Source organism: Microcoleus sp. Pol17C6, assembly GCF_036701145.1.
Taxonomy (GTDB): domain Bacteria; phylum Cyanobacteriota; class Cyanobacteriia; order Cyanobacteriales; family Microcoleaceae; genus Microcoleus.
The window spans coordinates 1-16290 of the sequence record NZ_JAUBQH010000047.1 but is presented as its reverse complement, the minus strand read 5'-3'; the positions used below and the strand labels follow the sequence as shown (position 1 = coordinate 16290).

Genomic DNA, 16290 nt, shown 5'->3' with positions numbered 1-16290 from the left:
GGTTGTTTGTTTTAGGCAATTATGGTTGGTAAAACCCGCCCCTACGGATTTTTAAATTATCGGAGATCGCACTTGCTCATCCACATAACTCAAAATTCTCTCTATCCTATTTTCCCACGAAAAATGCTTGACCAAATCCATTGTTTCTGCATAACCTTCGCTTTTCCTCGGATATTTGGTTAAACAATCTCGAATGCTTTGCGCGAACTGGTGCGGGTTATCCGGTTCGCACCAAGTTGCTGCTATATTTCCCGATTTAAATTCCATTAATGATGCAATCTCTGTCGCAACAATCGGAGTTCCTGATGCCATGTAATCAAAGAATTTTAAAGGAGATGTGAACGTCGCGGCCTCTGTCAAACAGTGAGGATGAGTCAAAACATCGGCTGCTTGCAGCAAGCTAGCCAGTTGATTTTGAGGCAGGTAGCCGAGAAATTTAATGTTGTTAACTTGCTTGGATTTGGCTAACTGTTGGTAGGCTGTTACTTGGGATGAATCACCGCCCGCGATCGCAAATTGAACCAGCGGCAATTCCTTAGCCACATCCACCAACATATCCACACCTTTAAACGGGTAAAGTCCGCCTGCATAAACTGCTAAATATTGTCTTTCATCTTCTATTAATTGCTGTCGCCAATTCTGGGCAGCTTCTGTTTGTCTGGCGAGAAACAAATGGTTAAAACCGTTGTGCAGCGTAATTACTTTTTCCGGCGGCATCCCATTCAAAATCATGCTGTCTCGCACTGTATCGGCAACAGTTACGGAAATCTGAAACAGAGGATTGCGGACAATTTCTGATTCAAATTGCTTGTTTTCATGGTGGTGCTGTTCGTAGATAGCGGGAATTCCGTTTTTAACTGCTGCTTTGACAAAGTTCCAGTCGCGGGTGTGGACAATTTTAGTTGATTTAAGCAGGTGAATCGGTAAATAGTATTTTGATACTATTGTACTGGAACTCGTCCACTTGCTGTCCAAAAGGTTGATCGGCCACGGCATCGGTAAATCTGCTACTTTTAATTTATCTTGAATATTGTAAATTTTGGCAAGTTTGTCATCGGGTTTCCTGGGTTGAAAAGGAAAAAGCAAATCAACCGGATTCAAAGAACTCCAGCCTTTACGGAGGTATACCAAAACTGCTGGATAACCGAGATTTGCTGCGGCATTTGCAGAGTGGGCAACTTGAACTAAGCTCGCTACATTGGGTTGCGGCAAGACATTTCGGGTAAAAAATACATAATATTTAGACATGGTAATTGCGAATTGGGAATTGGTAATTGGGAATTGGTAATTGGGAAAATAACAACTGCCCACTGCCAACTGACTACTGACTACTTTTTAACAGCCTGACGCTTAATAGTCTTTTCTATAAATTCTAAAGTAGTGAAAATATTAGCAGCAGAGTGAAATGATTCTCGGATTAACTCGTCTCTTTCTTCGGGAGAGTCTACCATTTCATCTACTAGCATTTTGAGGTAAGCTATCATGGGAGTCAGACGAGTGCGAATTTCGTAAGAACCTCTAATTAGAGCTTCATCGCGAGCGGTTTCTTCGGCAAATTGCACTGAATACAAGCGAGTGTAGTAACCTCCTTTTGCTAGCAATTCTTCGTGGGAGCCCATTTCTACTACTTGTCCGCGATCGATCACGGCGATTTTGTTGGCTTTTTGGACTGTGGAGAGGCGGTGGGCGATTACCAACGTTGTGCGATCGCAACTCAATTTCTCGATCGCCGCTTGCACGTACCTTTCCGAAACCGTATCCAGCGAACTCGTTGCCTCATCTAAAATTAAGATTTCCGGGTTTTGCAGCAGGGCTCTAGCAATTGAAATTCTCTGACGCTGCCCTCCCGATAAGATCACGCCCCGATCGCCAATTTGAGTCTCCAACCCATCCGGCAATAATTGGATAAACTCGTAAGCATTCGCTCCCTTCGCCGCTTCCACAATTTCTTCCTCAGTCGCTTGGGGTCTAGCATAAGCAATATTTTCGCGCACTGAAGCATTAAACAAAAACGTATCTTGGCTAACAATACCCATCGCTTGTCTGAGACTTTTTAGATCAAATTCGCGCAAATCCCTGCCATCGATCGATATATTACCTTCAGTAGGATCGTAAAATCTCGGCAGTAAATCTGCCAAAGTTGACTTTCCCGAACCCGAAGTTCCTACCAAAGCTAAAGTAGTGCCGTGAGGTAGAAATAAATCAATTCCTTGCAAAACTAAATTTTTGTGGTTAGGATAACTAAAAGATATTTTATTAAAATGAATTCCCGATCGCAAATGAGTGTAAGGCACAGAACCGTTCAGCATAAATGGCTTGTCCTCGCAGCTCAAAAAATCATTAACCACCTCTACACTAGCCGACGTATTTGCAAATTGACTGCGCCCGCTATTCAACTGTGAAATTAAAGGAATCAATCGAAACAGTACCAATAAATATGTTAATAAAATTGTCGCAATAGACTCTATCTCATTCGCAAATATTGTGCGACCTATGAATACAATCAAAATTACAACTATTAAATTAACAACTTCGTTAATTGGGGCGATCGCCGCATAATTTACCTGAGCCTGAAAATCCGCTTGTTCTCGCCTTTGAATTAAATGCTTGATCCGCTGATACTCCCTTTCCTCGTTCCCCGTTGACTTGACCAGCCGAATCCCAGTAATGGTTTCCAGCACCCTAACCGAATAATCTTTCGACATTTCAGAAAGCAGGTGGCCAAAATACTTGGAACGGTTAATAATATATTGATTTGCCCAAGCAACTAACGCCAGCAAAATTGTAGCTGTCACCGTCAGTTTCCATGATATCGAAAGTAGAAGACCCACAAACACCAAAACCGTGATTGACGTAGTAAACATTCCGATGGCCGTACCAACTGCACTAGCAGTCCGACCAATCTCTCCGCCCAATCTATTAATTAAATCCCCGACTTTAGTTTTCGAGTAAAAATCTAAATCTACTTCTAACAACAACCGCAAACCTGCTTCTCGCAAATCAAAAGTAAGAGATCGCGTCAGAGAAGTAGCTACTAAAGTATTGATATAACTCGCAACATTTTTTAAAAAAACTGCCAGCACAACCGCCCCGGTCATCAACATTAAACGCTGATTTTCGGGCATTCCCTCAAAGGGATACATCAAAGTTTTAATTAGAGGTGGAGCGCCGCGCAGCTCGATAGCGTGCTCTAAAAAACTTAAAAGCACTGGTACAATCAGAGTAGTACTGATACCGTTGAATAACGCGCCAGAAAAGCCCAGCATCACAGTTAAGAAAATCCTGCCGGGATATCGTCTGGCAAATTTTAGGAGTAGCTTATTGGCAGACATGAAGCATTCCCAGCTAAACAGTACGGCATCTCAAAATATTCTTTAATAACAGCCAGCTTTTCTTCCTCCATTGAGGAGTTTTAAAATAACCTTTACATACCTGCAATTATATCTGAAAGTATCTGTTTCATTGCTTGAATACTATATCTTTTCACACATCTTTCCCGAGCTTTCATTCCTTGTAAATTAGCCGCTGTCAAATTTTGAAATATCCATTGAATTTTTTGTGAAATTTGAGCGGGAGAACTCGGATCGACTAAATAACCGGTTCCTCCTAAAATTGCTGGAATATCCCCCACTCGCGTAGACAAAACAGGCTTAGCCATTGCCATGCCATCTGTCAGCTTGAGCGGAAACTGAGCCACGGCTGTGAGAGTTTCTCGCTGAGGAACAACGACAACATGAGCCGCGGCTACAACGGACGGCATTGTCTCCACTGGAAACCTTGGCAGTTTAATAATCCAACGCCCCCATTGTTTCACAAGTTTATCATCATAATCATCATAAGGACTCCCGCCGACGATCGCTAATTTTAAATCGGGCTCATTTAACTGTTCGAGGGCCATCAAAACATCCTCCACGCCTTTATGAGGTCGCGGTGCCCCCGGAAACATCAGAACTCTATACCCGGATAAGCCGTAACGCTGTCTGCTCAATTCAGGATTGTATTTAGCAGGGTCGAACATTCCAGTATCCTTACCATTAGGCAAATATACACCACCAAAACGCTGTTTTAAAAACTCAGTATCAACGGTGACTGCATCAGCACGGTCAATGAGACTTTCCATCCACTTGAGATAGAGCGGATTATCCGGTTCTCTCAATTGACCGTTCTGTTTAAAAATATCTCGATAAAGTTGTTTGAAAGATGGACGGTATTTCCATTCATCTCCGCCGTACCAGCTCAGTTCCCAGTCGTCTATATCTAAAATTATAAATTGGCGAGTCGCCAGTTTTTTTAGCAGTGATAGCCCAAAGCTTGTAGGTTTAGGTTTGACTGCATAAATAATATCCCCATCTATTTTTTTCCAAAGTTTTTGAGCATCCATTAAAAACCCCGGATAGTTTTTACCCGGTATCGCACATACTGGGATGTCTCTAGGAGGAGTAGCGTACAATTCCTTGCCCAACTGAAATCCAACAACTTCTACATCACATTTAAGCTCAATCAAGACTTGAGCTAATAAAAAAGCACGAATTGCACCTCCGCCTGACAAATCGCTCACTACTAATGAAACTTTCACTGAGTATTTTGTTTAAAACATTTGTTTGATTTTCCTGCTTAACCAAGCTTTTGTCAAGGCGATGGGGACTCACGCACTCCAAACCAAAGCAACCGGGTTTTTAACCATGGCAAAGGGCAGCAACGCGTCTTTTGGTAAAAAACACACAATAATGAACCCAAGACTGTTATTCCAGCCAGCAATAATTCTTCTAGGTAAATTTTCGGATATGTTGAGGCTAAATTTTTTAATTTGGGGCTGAATTTTGTTGCTTTTGATCCAGTTTACCAACAAACTTTAATTATTTTAAACGCCAGGGATTGTTAAGTTGATTGGGTAAAAATATTTTAGCTGTGCGATCGACTATTCTAGTAAAGAGCGATCTCGTCACGTTCTTCGCGTACTGAGGGCGGTAAGGATAAGTGCAGTGCATTACTTTAATCGGTTTGTCGATCGTATAAACATCTTTCCACTTATCCAAGTAGTTGTAAACCGGGGACAAAGTTGTCATTTTCGGTTTCACCGATTCAACAGCCGCCGCAAAAGCTCCCTGGTCTTTCAAGAGTAGCACATTTTGATGCGCCACTACCATGTTAAAATATTTCTTAAAGTTTATAAACAATTCCTGAGTTTTACTGCTTTTCGTAAAAGCGATAAATCCGCCATTGTATTGAATGCTATTTGCATTTAGCGGCAACCCGACAGACTGCAAAGTTGACAGAATATCCTGCTTGACTCTTAATAAATTTGCCGCTTTAGCAATCGCAGGCTGCACATCTTCCGTCACCAACAAATCCACCCCATCAAGAAAATCAAAAACCTCATCTATTGGTGACAGCAAACAAATATCACAATCCATATAAATAGTTTTCTCAAACAGAGATTCCTCGTACAAAGCCAGCTTAGCTAGCCGCGACGCCAAAACAGGATTTTCATTAGAGGGTGCAGGTTTCAATATGACATTTCCGAACACCTGAAGTAAAGGATATAAAATTAGAGGTACTCTATCTATTAAAATAATAATTGGTTCGCGGTGAAACTTCCTGACAGACGCCAGAAAATGAACGCAATCTTGGAAAGAGTAAAGACCTGTTAATATAGTGATAAATCCCTTGATTGCTAATTTATTTGAATTCATTAATTTACTTATTGATTTACTTATTTACCGAGCGTGTGTCCACTCCCAAAAGCTCTCACTCCACTCATCTCGACTGTGATAAATTCCTTGCCATTCATAAAAATGTACAAAATCTTTCAGGTTAATTGTTTTATTGACATCGCGGATCATATAAAGAGGTTTATCTCCATAAAAAGAAGCCCACATAGTATAACTGCTAGGCGGCCCCACAACATAGTCGCACTCAGCCAAAGCATACATATCTTCAATTAAGTGACCACTGCCAAATCCACTGTTAAATTTATTAAATAAACTCTGATTTTGTGGAATATTAGAACAAATCAAAAACTTGATTTTTTTTCCGTCAAATAGGCTTACCGCAGAATTCATGACTTCTAAATATTGCTGAGTTGTGTAAAAGTATCTCCCCTTTTGATGCTGAGCATAATCCCCTTGACGGATGTGAATTCCGACGAGGATATCAGAGTTATTTTTTAAATTCAATATCAAACTAGCTACATTGATTCTATATCGCTCTAATGGTGCCAAGTATGCTCTAATCTGGTCGGCGTACTTGTGTAAATAGGGGAGATCTTCTACAAACCAGCCATCTCGAAATAGCCAGCCTTGAAAAAAAACAATTGAACCGTGCTTGATTTGTTCGATTTCCTGATACTTTAGCCAACTAAAAGGTTTTTCTCGGGTTATTTCTTGCGTTTTTAATATTTTTTGATGGCTTAAATACTTAATAAATTTGTAATATTTACTTCTGACAAACTTGTTGCCTGCTGCGGTAAAATAGGGCGGAGGATAACAACACAAAAAATCCCCTGCGGTTCCCACAAAGAATTCTGCATATTCCTCAAAAGCCGGATTGAGAACAGTCAAATTATGCTCGATCGCCCAAGCAATAAAATTAGCAAAAAGCAGCAACCGGTTGCCGAGTTGTCCCGATTTAGCAGATATTATTAGCATATTGTATTTTTGGGGCGGGGGGACGCCCACCCCACAAGAATTTCATCAAACTTGGCTGTAATGGTAAGGTGCGCCCAGCGCACCTTAAAGACTAAGAGTTGTGGCGTTTTTGGTGCCACTGCCAAGCATGGGAGATAATGTTCTTAATGTCGGGATATTCTGGAGACCAACCCAAGGTTTTGATGGCTTTCTCGCTGCTGCCAACCAAAGCAGGCGGGTCTCCCGGACGCCGATCGCACTCAACAGCCTTAATCTCTTTTCCCGTCACTTGGCGAGCCGTTTCTATCACCTCTTTCACCGAAAACCCGCCGCCATTGCCCAAATTAAAGAAATCTGATTTGCCACCCTTGAGCAAATATTCTAATCCCAAAATGTGAGCAGATGCCAAATCGTTAACGTGAATGTAATCCCGAATGCAAGTACCGTCAGGAGTCTCGTAATCCGTGCCAAAAATCGCGATCGAATCTCGTTTACCCAAAGCAGCGAACAACACCAGCGGGATTAGGTGAGTTTCTGGATTGTGATCCTCTCCTAACAACCCGTTAGGGTCAGCCCCAGCCGCGTTAAAATAGCGGAAACAAACAGACTTGAAATCATACGCAGCGTCAAAATCCGACAAAATCCGTTCTACCATTAACTTAGTAGCACCGTAAGGATTGATCGGATTTTGCGGGTGGTCTTCTGTGAGCGGAATTTTCTGCGGTACACCGTAAGTCGCGCAAGTAGAAGAAAACACAAATTTCTTCACGCCAGCAGCGATCATTGCTTCCAAAAGCGTAATAGTGCCGATGACATTGTTGCGATAATATTTAGCTGGGTCGGTAACAGATTCGCCCACGTAAGCGTATGCAGAAAAGTGCATTACCGCCTCAATCTTGTGCGTAGCAAACAAGTTGTCTAGAAGAGTGCGATCGTTCGTGTCGCCAACTACTAACTCCACCTGCAAAGCCTGATCTACTAAATCTCTGTGACCGTAAACTAAATTATCCAAAATCACCACACCGTAACCGGCGTTTTTCAGCGCTAATACCGCGTGAGAGCCAATATATCCAGCTCCGCCCGTCACCAAAATAGTTGGTTTGTCTGCACTCATTTTATTCTGCCTGTTTTTGTAGCTGGGATTGCCAAGAGCCTTGTTAATTTGAGACTTCCACATCAGACGCTTTCACACTCCGCGTGAGCCGGAGAATTAAAGCGAAATATATAGGCTTTGCTGTGCCCGACGGGACGATCGCACTCCTAAATAAAAAACGCTTTTTACACTCCAGATAGATGCTGACTGTGCAAGTCTTTGTGTTCAATCGATAAACTTGAGGCGACCAATTTGGATATAATCAAATATCCGATTAATCTGATGTCGATCCTCTTCTGAAATTTTATCATCTGACAGGATAGCCGAAGTCAAAACTAAGTGTTCCCGGCGAGTTATCTTACCAGACGCTACAATCCGATCGACTTTTTGAGAAATTGTTAAGTTCGATTTGTTGTGAGATGTTCGCATTTATTCGATCGGTTTTATGCCAAAATAGTTAAAGCGGATTGCAGTTATTGACCCAAAAATGGTGCGTACTCGACCGCAAATCAATTTGCTCAACAGCAGAAATAACGTATCAGAAACCTATCTCAGAAACGTATTAGAGTTTTACTTCCCAAGATAGATATGCGGACTTAAGAAATCTGCAATCAGCCTTCGGATAGCGTTCAGAGTAACTTAATTATATAATATTTTTCCTAGAGAGGCACTTTTCTATGCAGGTTTATCGGCTTCCGGTACTGTCCGACAATTACATTTTCTTGCTGCACGACCCCGATAGCCACACAGCAGCCGTCGTCGATCCAGCGCGCTCAAAGCCAGTATTAGAGCAACTGCAAGCACTCGGAGCCGAATTAACAGCAATTTTCAATACCCACCACCACAGCGACCACATAGGCGGCAATCAGGAACTGATCGATCGCTTTCCCCAAATTAAAGTTTACGGTGGCGCAGAAGACCGAGGCAGAATTCCCGGACAGCAAGTGTTTTTACAAGCGGGCGATCGAGTTTCTTTCGCCAACAGAACCGCCGAAGTCTTCTTCCTACCCGGCCACACAAAAGCTCACATCGCCTACTATTTCCCCCCCAGCAACCCCAGCGAAACCGGCGAGTTGTTTTGCGGCGACACCTTATTTGCAGGAGGCTGCGGCAGGCTCAAAGAAGGCACTCCCGCCCAAATGTTAGCCTCTCTGGGGCAACTGCGACACTTGCCCGATAGTACGAGAGTCTGGTGCGCTCACGAATACACGCTGAACAACCTGCAATTTGCTTTGAGTGTGGATGGCGACAATCCGGATTTACAGCAGCGCTTCGCCGAAGTCAAGGAAGCGCGCAGTCGATCGCAACCTACAATACCATCATCGATCGGCCTCGAAAAAAGGACAAACCCATTTTTGCGCTGGGATTTTCCCAACCTGCAATCAGCCGCCAACACCTCCGATCCAGTGCAAACCTTCGCTCGATTGCGCGGCATGAAAGACCAATTTTGACCTTAACGTTTTTTTTGTTTCAGGTAACTCTTAAACTTGAGTATCGGTTCGCTCAACCACCTGTCAAGTCTTTGGTATTTTACGTGAAAGCTCGACAGCCCCTTAAACTTATTTGGAATTTTTTCTAGTTCGTCCTTAAACGGTGTCTGAGACAACATATCAAGCCATAATTGATTGGGGGCGGAGCTTTCCCACGGTTTCGGTCTTGACATAAAGTGCATCACTTTACTTGACATATCATCAGTCTTGTGGTTGTTCCATATTTGGTCTAATTGCTTCCACCTTCCCACTAAAACTGAATTTAATGCACCTTGATCGCGATCGCCCCAAACGTGGGTTCTAGCATTTTGGAGCAACTTTTCCGACAGTTGCTCTTCCTCCCAAAGCTTCATGTTGTAAACTAAAACACCACTATTGAAATAAGGGTTTCGATCTTGATAATTGTTAGGATTTCCCCAGAAGTTGGCGGCGGCTGCTATCGGCAGAGTTTGAAAATCTAGGTTCCACAGCGGCTTTAAGCTGCCCAGAACGATCGTATCACTGTCGAGCCAAATCAGCCTTTCTGTTTCTTTGGTATATTTTCGCGGCTCCAATTTAACGTAAGGAAGTTTAGAACCTGATATCGAAAGAAGTTGGTCGTAATTAGATTGCAATTCTTGCCATTCAATTTGGTATTTGCAGCAATTCTGTAACTGTTCCTTTTGCTGTGAATATATCCTGGTAGATACAACGCTAATTTTGACCTGCTCCTCCCCAGATTGGCTAATATTCAGATCTACAGACTTCAGAAGTGCTGCTAACCCCAGAATATAGGTGCGATCGGCGGCTGTGAATATGTGCATAGGATTAAGTTTGTGAGATGAACGGCAAACGTGACACAAACGTTGGGACTGGAGGAAGCAGGCGACCCTGTATAGAGGTAAATGCGATCGCCCGTTTACCGTTGAGACGAACAAAATCTTGCCTAAATTTCCGGTTAGATTTACACAAAGAAACGGGGTTTCTAAGTAGGTAGGCGCAAATAAAGTTTACAATGATGTAACAGAATGTAAGGCGGGCGTAACAAGAGCGATTGCTTCGTTTCACTCGCTGCGAGAGAGGGGTTATGTATTTTCAAGCTTCATCTGTATTCCCCCTTGGAGACTCCCACTGTACCTGTACTCAGGTCAGTGGCGAGAGGAAAAGGGGGGCAAGGTTTAGGCCGCATATGAATAACCATCCTTTCTATGAACAAGTGAACAATATTTGTGACTAATTCCTGACACCAATTCCGAGGAGGAAATATTGAATGAACCACTGGTTCTTACGGCAACACGTCCAACGTATATACCAACCTTTTTACCAGAAGTTACAACCGCCTTGACGATATCTCCCGTTTGAAAACCTTTAACAAACTTAAACCTGGGAACATAGCGGGACGGGAAACCCAATTTGTCGGTACGACACATTTGGCGTGTCCCATGTCCAGTCGCTTTAATTAACAATGGCTTGTTTATTAAAACTTTCAACGATTCAATTCTGCCGACACAAGCTGCATCTAGCCAGTGAGTTTTAGCTAAATTTAATCGAGTGCGATTGAACTTTGTTAAACCGCCACTGCCAGTAGAAACTGGTAAGCCAGTCATACAGAGTCGGTTAAATAACGCCCAACGAGTAGAATTAACCGCTGTTGCATCTTTCAAAGGACGTTTTGCTTGAGACAGAATCCGTTTCAAAACCTCTGGTTTTTTCGAGAGAAACTGCTCAATATTCTGAGTTCCTTTCTTGATATTGCATTTTTCGCAAGCAAGGCAAAGATTAGAAATACGATCAGATCCGCCCTTGGCTTTGGGATGAATGTGCTCTACTTGTAGAGGCGTATCAACAACTCCACAATACGCGCACTTTCTATCCCATTTATTGAGTAAATATTCGCGGATCTCGTAGCCACATAAAACACCTTGCTGATACTCCAATCCGCTAATTTCCGGGTTGTCTATTTGCTGGAGGTCGAACCGCACAAGTTCTTGAACAACAGAAGAAATTGGCCCAACCTTTATCAATCTAGTTACCCATGTTAGGGTTGTTTCGACACGATGTTGTAAGCTTGGAGTCAGCCACCCTTTCGGGCGAGTTCTATTTAAAAATCTAGCTTTTCGGTAGCGGGTATGGCGATTTCTTCTGCCTCTACGCAATGAACGGCGCGACTCCAGACTGGCTTTGATAGCTTGCCCCCTGTGAGTTAGTTCTGCACCAAAGATTACGTTTTCTCCTTGGACTAATGCGATTCCCGTGGTTTTGGAGCCAGGATCTAATTTAAGAGTGATTGGTTTTTGGGGTACTGTTACCTCTACTTTGAGGTCGGGTAAGAGGGCATACGTCGCCGCATCCCCCTCCCCAACGAACCGGACGTGACACTTTCGCATCATCCGGCTCTGGCATTCTTGGACTCCGAGGTTATTTAGTACCATGAACTTTCCTGTGACAAATTTGGTGAAGGTGTATAAGATTGTCGATTTCATCTGTGCCTCCATTTGTCACTTCAGTTATGTGGTGAGTGTGGATTTGTTCTCCGTTTAGCAGGTAGTCTCCGCATTCAGTGCATCTCCAGTGCTGGAATTGAGCCACTTTGTAGAGCTTCGAGCCTTTAGCCCATACGCTACTACCCAGTTTTGATTGGCGTTTCTTCCAGTAATCTACTTTGGTTGAGTCATCTGGACTAGCTGCGCCTTCAACCTTTGTATGTAAGGATTCAGGTCACTGAACTCCTTGCTGGGCAAAGACTTTAGATCTGGAGCTTGATGCTAAATAAATCTCTATTCTCAATAAAAGACAAAAAATGACAGTTTTTCGTCCTTTATTGACAATCAACCACGAAAGGCAAAAACCCTTATTTTGCCCTACAACCCTTGCCAGACAAGCGTTGGAGCCGCAAGTTTTTAGACCTGAATCCTTACCTTTGTATGTCTCAGGATTGGGATGTCACTTACATCCTTGAGATAAAGTCTCTTTCTTTTTCCTGTTCTATCCTTAGTGTCGGCAAAGAATGTCCAGTGGTCATTTCCCAGTACGGTAAAGTATTTGTTCTTTACCCATTTGAGATGTTTCTGGTGGTGTCGTCTTTTACACCATTGCCATAGCATTTGTACCATTCTATGGTTGAATGTAGCGAAGATTTCCTTGCTGGAGCAGTGCCTGTAATAGTTCGCCCATCCTCTTAGTATAGGGTTTAGATGTTTGATGACTTCTTCCGGTTTTACCGTTTTGTGTCTTTTGAGCCATCCTCTAATTTCTCTGAGTTTGGCAATCATCTTATCCTTTTGAGGTTTGCAGAGCGTGGTTCCATCTGAGTAGCTTCGGATTGTAAAACCGAGGAAGTTGAACCCATCTCGCTTATTGACGATGTTGGTTTTTTCTTCGTTCAGTTCTAGTCCTCGCTTTTTCAGCCATTCCTTGATTTCAGGCAGAACGGCTTCCAAGTCTTCCTTTGTTTCGGCTGTGACAAGGAAATCATCGGCATATCTGATGTACCCAAATCTAGGATAATACCTGTTTGTGTAGTAGGTTTTGCCTTTGTATTCCCCACTCTTGCTCTGTTTGACTTTCTGGTGGTTGGATAATACTTCTCCTTCCAGTCCATCTAGGGCGATGTTAGCCAGAAGTGGGCTAATGATGCCGCCTTGGGGAGTGCCTGTTTCTGTTGGGTTAAACTTGTTAGCCTCCACGTAACCTGCTTTTAGCCACTGTTTGATTAGTTCTTTGCTAGGAATTTCTCCAATAGCATTGAGTACGTATTCGTGGCTGATGTGGTCAAATGCTCCTTTAATATCTGCGTCTAGAATCCATTCATCGCCTCCCTTTCGTAATCGGGTATGAACTTGTTCTATTGCATCGTGAGAGCTTCGCCCTGGTCGAAAACCATAGCTGTTGGCTTCAAATCTAGCTTCCCAACTCGGCTCCAGTGCGTTTTTGACCACTGCTTGCATCACTCTATCTTTGAGAGTTGGTATCCCCAAAGGACGCTTTTTACCATTTGCTTTTGGAATGTATATCCTTTTAGCAGGTTTTGCTTTCCAAGGGTTCAGCTTCAGGATTTCGTGTATTAGTTGGATTCTCATCTGAGGGTTGAGAGCAAGTTGGTTATCCACTCCTGCTGTTTTCTTCCCTTGATTAGTTTGAGTGACCCGTCTAACTGCAAGTAGCAGGTTGGACTTACTTTTTAACATGAGTGTACTAAGGCTCCTGACCTTATTCCACTCATTCCTCTGAGTCGCACGATAAATTCTCTGTCTGAGATTTCTCACCACCTTTGTAGCAGCTTTCCAATTAAGGTCTGCCCATTTCTCAGGTAATGCGTCTGTTCCGATTTCGTTACCGAATCTATCTTTCACAGAAGTTTGATTTCCTTACGTTGGTTTATCGTTAAACACCTGCCAGAATTTGGCTTCCTTTCAGTTGGAGCAAATCTTGAACTCCTATCTGCGGCATTACCCACAGCATTCGCTTTTTCTGGCATCCTTTACCCTCTAAGTATTCTGCTTTCCTTACGGTTGGCTTACTCAGACTTCGACCTGTACTGAGAACCTATAGGGCTTTCCGCAGTTCTATGTGTTTGAGATTCGTCACGGGTCGGGTTCCATCTCTACTCCGGCGGGATTATATTTCGTCGAACTAGAGAATCATCAACTCTAGTTCTACCCACTTACCTTTTGGTGAGAGTGTTTCAGCCTGATTTCACTCTTTATTCATCACGAAGTGTACAAACGATGGTTACTGGTGATTAACCCTTTCGTGCTTCCCCTTGCTCCTTTCCAACTTCGGCTGTTAGATTAGGCTACTTTCGTGGTCTGCATTCCATTAGGTTCATTATTTACTACTAACGTGACCGGGGTAACGTGACCCTTTTACGTGGGGACAACGGGACGAAATCCGTTGGGAGAGAAGGCTCTCCACTCAGAACACGTAGCTTAACTACGTCGCGCAATTATCGTGAATGGATACCTCCTGAAAACAGCAGCTTTGCCAGTGGTTAGCAATTTGCGAGCCAATCCAGGGCGGATTGGATTGAGCGGTCGTTTTTGAGTATCACGTACAAAAACAAAATTAGACATTAAATGTCCTCCATTTCTGGGTAATGTTTGCTTCGTCAATGTTTAAGGTCGGTAACTATTTCAAAAGCACTGGCTTAACCCTTACACCTGTTTAACTTTTGAATTCTAGAGCAGAAAACTAGCACGCATTTTCTGGTAGGTACTTGAACGCTTACCTTAAACGTAGTGGGCGAACCACTTAGACTGGTCAACTCGGCAATTTCTGTGCCCACACCGTATCGGTACTCCGATCGGTGTCGGGTGATTGACCTACTTATTTATCTGTGTGCAAGTGCCATCTGTTCGCGCCCGCAAACGAGCAACAGCCATTGGTAATATGCAGCAACGCGAAAAATAATGAGACGGACTAACCTGGTATTTGAAACAGCCAGAAAATTCCCCGTCGCCTGTGCGGAATCCCGCAAATGGTTAAGACGTGGGACTCTACGATAAAATAAATTGTCTAGATATCGATATTACCGCAGAACGATCGACATCCATCTTAGGTTTGAAGTGTCACCCTGCTCAAGTCAAAAGTTCCTCTGGTTATTTCCCTATTATTGAGCGCGGTTTGCTTTGCCAAAAGTAAAATTAGCGTTGTTAGAAACCGATGCAAAACCCACGCAATACTGAACCTCAAGCAAAAATCGACCCCTCTGTTTCAACGGATTCTAACAAAGCGTTCTACCCAGCCGCGCCTTGGCCAACTGATGTAGGGATGGTTCTGCAATTGGCAGATGGTAGCATTCAGGGGTGCAATTCTCACGCCCAGGATCTGTTGGGGATGACCGCACAACAGATGCTCTTATGCACTTCAATCAACAGTGGGTGGCAGACTCTGCGTGAAGATGGTTCGGATTTTCCCGGCGAGACACATCCGGCGATGGTGGCGCTGCAAACCGGGCAACCATGTTTAAATGTCATCATGGGCTTTGATCGCCCACAGGGAGAATTGATTTGGTTGACGCTCAATTCTCAACCTTTATTTCAGGAAGATCGATCGACTCCCTATGCGGTAGTTACAACCTTCACGGAGCTCGCTCAACCTCAGCCTGAACCAGTCTGTAACGCGCCCGCGCCCCAACTGTCAGACACCCTCGAAAGTATTTCGGACGGGTTCTTTGCTTTGGATCGAGACTGGCGATTTACCTACCTCAATTCGCAAGCGGCGCGGTGGCTGAATCGGCCCTCAAAAGATTTGATTGGCAACAGCATTTGGGAAGAGTTTCCCGAATCAGTGGGCAGTTTGTTTGAGCAGGAATATCGCCACGCCGCCACGTTCCAAGTTACGGTTAGTTTTGAATCTTTTTATCCGCCACTCAATGCTTGGTATGCGGTACGAGCTTATCCCATCCCATCGGGGCTTGCCGTTTATTTTCAAGATGTCACTGAGGAGAAAGCGGCTAGGGCTGCTTATATTAAACAAGCGCAAACGGCACATCAACAACTAGCAGAAATCGAGGCGATTTATGCTAGTGCGCCGATCGGACTTTGCTTCCTCGATACTGAGTTGCGGTTTGTCCGCCTCAACGATTGGCTAGCAGAAATTAACGGAGTTCCAGCCGCCGCCCACATCGGCAAAACATTGCGCGAAATCTTGCCAGAAATGGCAGATGATTTAGAGCCGCTTTACCGACAAGTTATTGAAACTAAAGTTCCACTTCAACAGCTCGAAGTTCGCAGGACGAACTCAGCACAGCCGGGAGTCGAACAGGATTGGCTGTTGAGTGTCTATCCACTGAGGGCCCAGGACGATCGCGTCCTGGGAGTGAATGTGACGGTGCATGAAATTACCGATCGCAAAGCTACCCAAAAAGAAATTCAACGGCTCAACCAAGAACTAGAGCGACGAATTAATGAACTCGAATCGATACTTGATGCTGTACCCGTGGGCATTACGATCGCCGACGACCCACAGTGTAAAGTAATTCGCGCTAACCGATTTGCCCAGTCGATGTTGATAGTGCCGCCGGATAAGCTGCTACGCAGCTAAACCGGATAAAATAGCATTGCCTTTATTTTTGATTTTTCGATCCCATTTAATAACCATT

At 43.7% G+C, this 16290-nt stretch carries 14 protein-coding genes; 2 read left to right on the top strand and 12 right to left on the bottom strand.

Annotated elements, in window-relative coordinates; genetic code table 11:
- Positions 1 to 51: 51 nt before the first annotated feature.
- From QUA25_RS20920 to QUA25_RS20890, 7 genes are all read right to left on the bottom strand, one after another.
- Positions 52 to 1248, bottom strand: a complete 1197-nt coding sequence (locus tag QUA25_RS20920) for a glycosyltransferase family 4 protein (RefSeq protein WP_333041033.1) — start codon at positions 1246 to 1248, stop codon at positions 52 to 54.
- 80 nt (positions 1249 to 1328) lie between these two features.
- A complete protein-coding gene (locus QUA25_RS20915; protein ID WP_333041032.1) occupies positions 1329 to 3332 on the bottom strand; it encodes an ABC transporter ATP-binding protein in 2004 nt (667 codons plus the stop codon).
- 92 nt (positions 3333 to 3424) lie between these two features.
- Positions 3425 to 4576, bottom strand: a complete 1152-nt coding sequence (locus QUA25_RS20910; protein WP_333041031.1) for a glycosyltransferase family 4 protein — start codon at positions 4574 to 4576, stop codon at positions 3425 to 3427.
- A gap of 280 nt (positions 4577 to 4856) precedes the next feature.
- Positions 4857 to 5693 (bottom strand): hypothetical protein, encoded by an 837-nt coding sequence (locus QUA25_RS20905; protein WP_333041030.1) that lies wholly within the window; start codon positions 5691 to 5693, stop codon positions 4857 to 4859.
- Positions 5694 to 5717: 24 nt separating this feature from the next.
- Positions 5718 to 6560, bottom strand: coding sequence for an alpha-1,2-fucosyltransferase (locus tag QUA25_RS20900; RefSeq protein ID WP_333041029.1), 843 nt, complete (start codon positions 6558 to 6560; stop codon positions 5718 to 5720).
- 178 nt (positions 6561 to 6738) lie between these two features.
- Positions 6739 to 7740: a UDP-glucose 4-epimerase GalE gene (gene galE, locus QUA25_RS20895; protein WP_333041028.1), complete on the bottom strand. Its 1002-nt coding sequence runs from the start codon at positions 7738 to 7740 to the stop codon at positions 6739 to 6741.
- 204 nt (positions 7741 to 7944) lie between these two features.
- On the bottom strand, positions 7945 to 8148 hold the full coding sequence (locus QUA25_RS20890; RefSeq protein ID WP_190659093.1) for a hypothetical protein: 204 nt from the start codon (positions 8146 to 8148) through the stop codon (positions 7945 to 7947).
- Positions 8149 to 8396: 248 nt separating this feature from the next.
- Between QUA25_RS20890 and gloB the strand changes: the two genes are divergently transcribed.
- A complete protein-coding gene (gene gloB, locus QUA25_RS20885) occupies positions 8397 to 9170 on the top strand; it encodes a hydroxyacylglutathione hydrolase (protein ID WP_333041027.1) in 774 nt (257 codons plus the stop codon).
- 2 nt (positions 9171 to 9172) lie between these two features.
- Here gloB and QUA25_RS20880 read toward each other — a convergent pair whose 3' ends face one another.
- From QUA25_RS20880 to QUA25_RS20860, 5 genes are all read right to left on the bottom strand, one after another.
- Entirely contained in the window at positions 9173 to 10012 is an 840-nt protein-coding gene (locus tag QUA25_RS20880) for a glycosyltransferase (RefSeq protein WP_333041026.1), read from the bottom strand.
- Positions 10013 to 10366: 354 nt separating this feature from the next.
- Positions 10367 to 11671 carry an RNA-guided endonuclease IscB gene (iscB, locus tag QUA25_RS20875; protein ID WP_333041025.1) on the bottom strand — a complete coding sequence of 435 codons (1305 nt, stop codon included), beginning with the start codon at positions 11669 to 11671 and terminating at the stop codon, positions 10367 to 10369.
- Positions 11607 to 11777 carry an HNH endonuclease gene (locus tag QUA25_RS20870; protein WP_333041024.1) on the bottom strand — a complete coding sequence of 57 codons (171 nt, stop codon included), beginning with the start codon at positions 11775 to 11777 and terminating at the stop codon, positions 11607 to 11609. Before QUA25_RS20870 ends, iscB begins: the two co-directional genes overlap by 65 nt.
- Before the next feature lie 311 nt (positions 11778 to 12088).
- Entirely contained in the window at positions 12089 to 13540 is a 1452-nt protein-coding gene (gene ltrA, locus QUA25_RS20865; RefSeq protein WP_333041023.1) for a group II intron reverse transcriptase/maturase, read from the bottom strand.
- 576 nt (positions 13541 to 14116) lie between these two features.
- Positions 14117 to 14260 carry an RRXRR domain-containing protein gene (locus tag QUA25_RS20860; RefSeq protein ID WP_445242241.1) on the bottom strand — a complete coding sequence of 48 codons (144 nt, stop codon included), beginning with the start codon at positions 14258 to 14260 and terminating at the stop codon, positions 14117 to 14119.
- Between the two features lie 589 nt (positions 14261 to 14849).
- Here QUA25_RS20860 and QUA25_RS20855 point away from each other — a divergent pair.
- Positions 14850 to 16232, top strand: a complete 1383-nt coding sequence (locus tag QUA25_RS20855) for a PAS domain-containing protein (RefSeq protein ID WP_333041022.1) — start codon at positions 14850 to 14852, stop codon at positions 16230 to 16232.
- Positions 16233 to 16290: the final 58 nt, after the last annotated feature.

What these genes read in the sequence shown, in the direction of transcription:
- galE (WP_333041028.1), bottom strand. Translation starts at nt 7,740, where the DNA reads ATGAGTGCAGACAAACCAACTATTTTGGTGACGGGCGGAGCTGGATAT.
- QUA25_RS20915 (WP_333041032.1), bottom strand. Translation starts at nt 3,332, where the DNA reads ATGTCTGCCAATAAGCTACTCCTAAAATTTGCCAGACGATATCCCGGC.
- QUA25_RS20890 (WP_190659093.1), bottom strand. Translation starts at nt 8,148, where the DNA reads ATGCGAACATCTCACAACAAATCGAACTTAACAATTTCTCAAAAAGTC.
- QUA25_RS20860 (WP_445242241.1), bottom strand. Translation starts at nt 14,260, where the DNA reads ATGTCTAATTTTGTTTTTGTACGTGATACTCAAAAACGACCGCTCAAT.
- QUA25_RS20905 (WP_333041030.1), bottom strand. Translation starts at nt 5,693, where the DNA reads ATGAATTCAAATAAATTAGCAATCAAGGGATTTATCACTATATTAACA.
- QUA25_RS20855 (WP_333041022.1), top strand. Translation starts at nt 14,850, where the DNA reads ATGCAAAACCCACGCAATACTGAACCTCAAGCAAAAATCGACCCCTCT.
- QUA25_RS20880 (WP_333041026.1), bottom strand. Translation starts at nt 10,012, where the DNA reads ATGCACATATTCACAGCCGCCGATCGCACCTATATTCTGGGGTTAGCA.
- gloB (WP_333041027.1), top strand. Translation starts at nt 8,397, where the DNA reads ATGCAGGTTTATCGGCTTCCGGTACTGTCCGACAATTACATTTTCTTG.
- iscB (WP_333041025.1), bottom strand. Translation starts at nt 11,671, where the DNA reads ATGAAATCGACAATCTTATACACCTTCACCAAATTTGTCACAGGAAAG.
- QUA25_RS20920 (WP_333041033.1), bottom strand. Translation starts at nt 1,248, where the DNA reads ATGTCTAAATATTATGTATTTTTTACCCGAAATGTCTTGCCGCAACCC.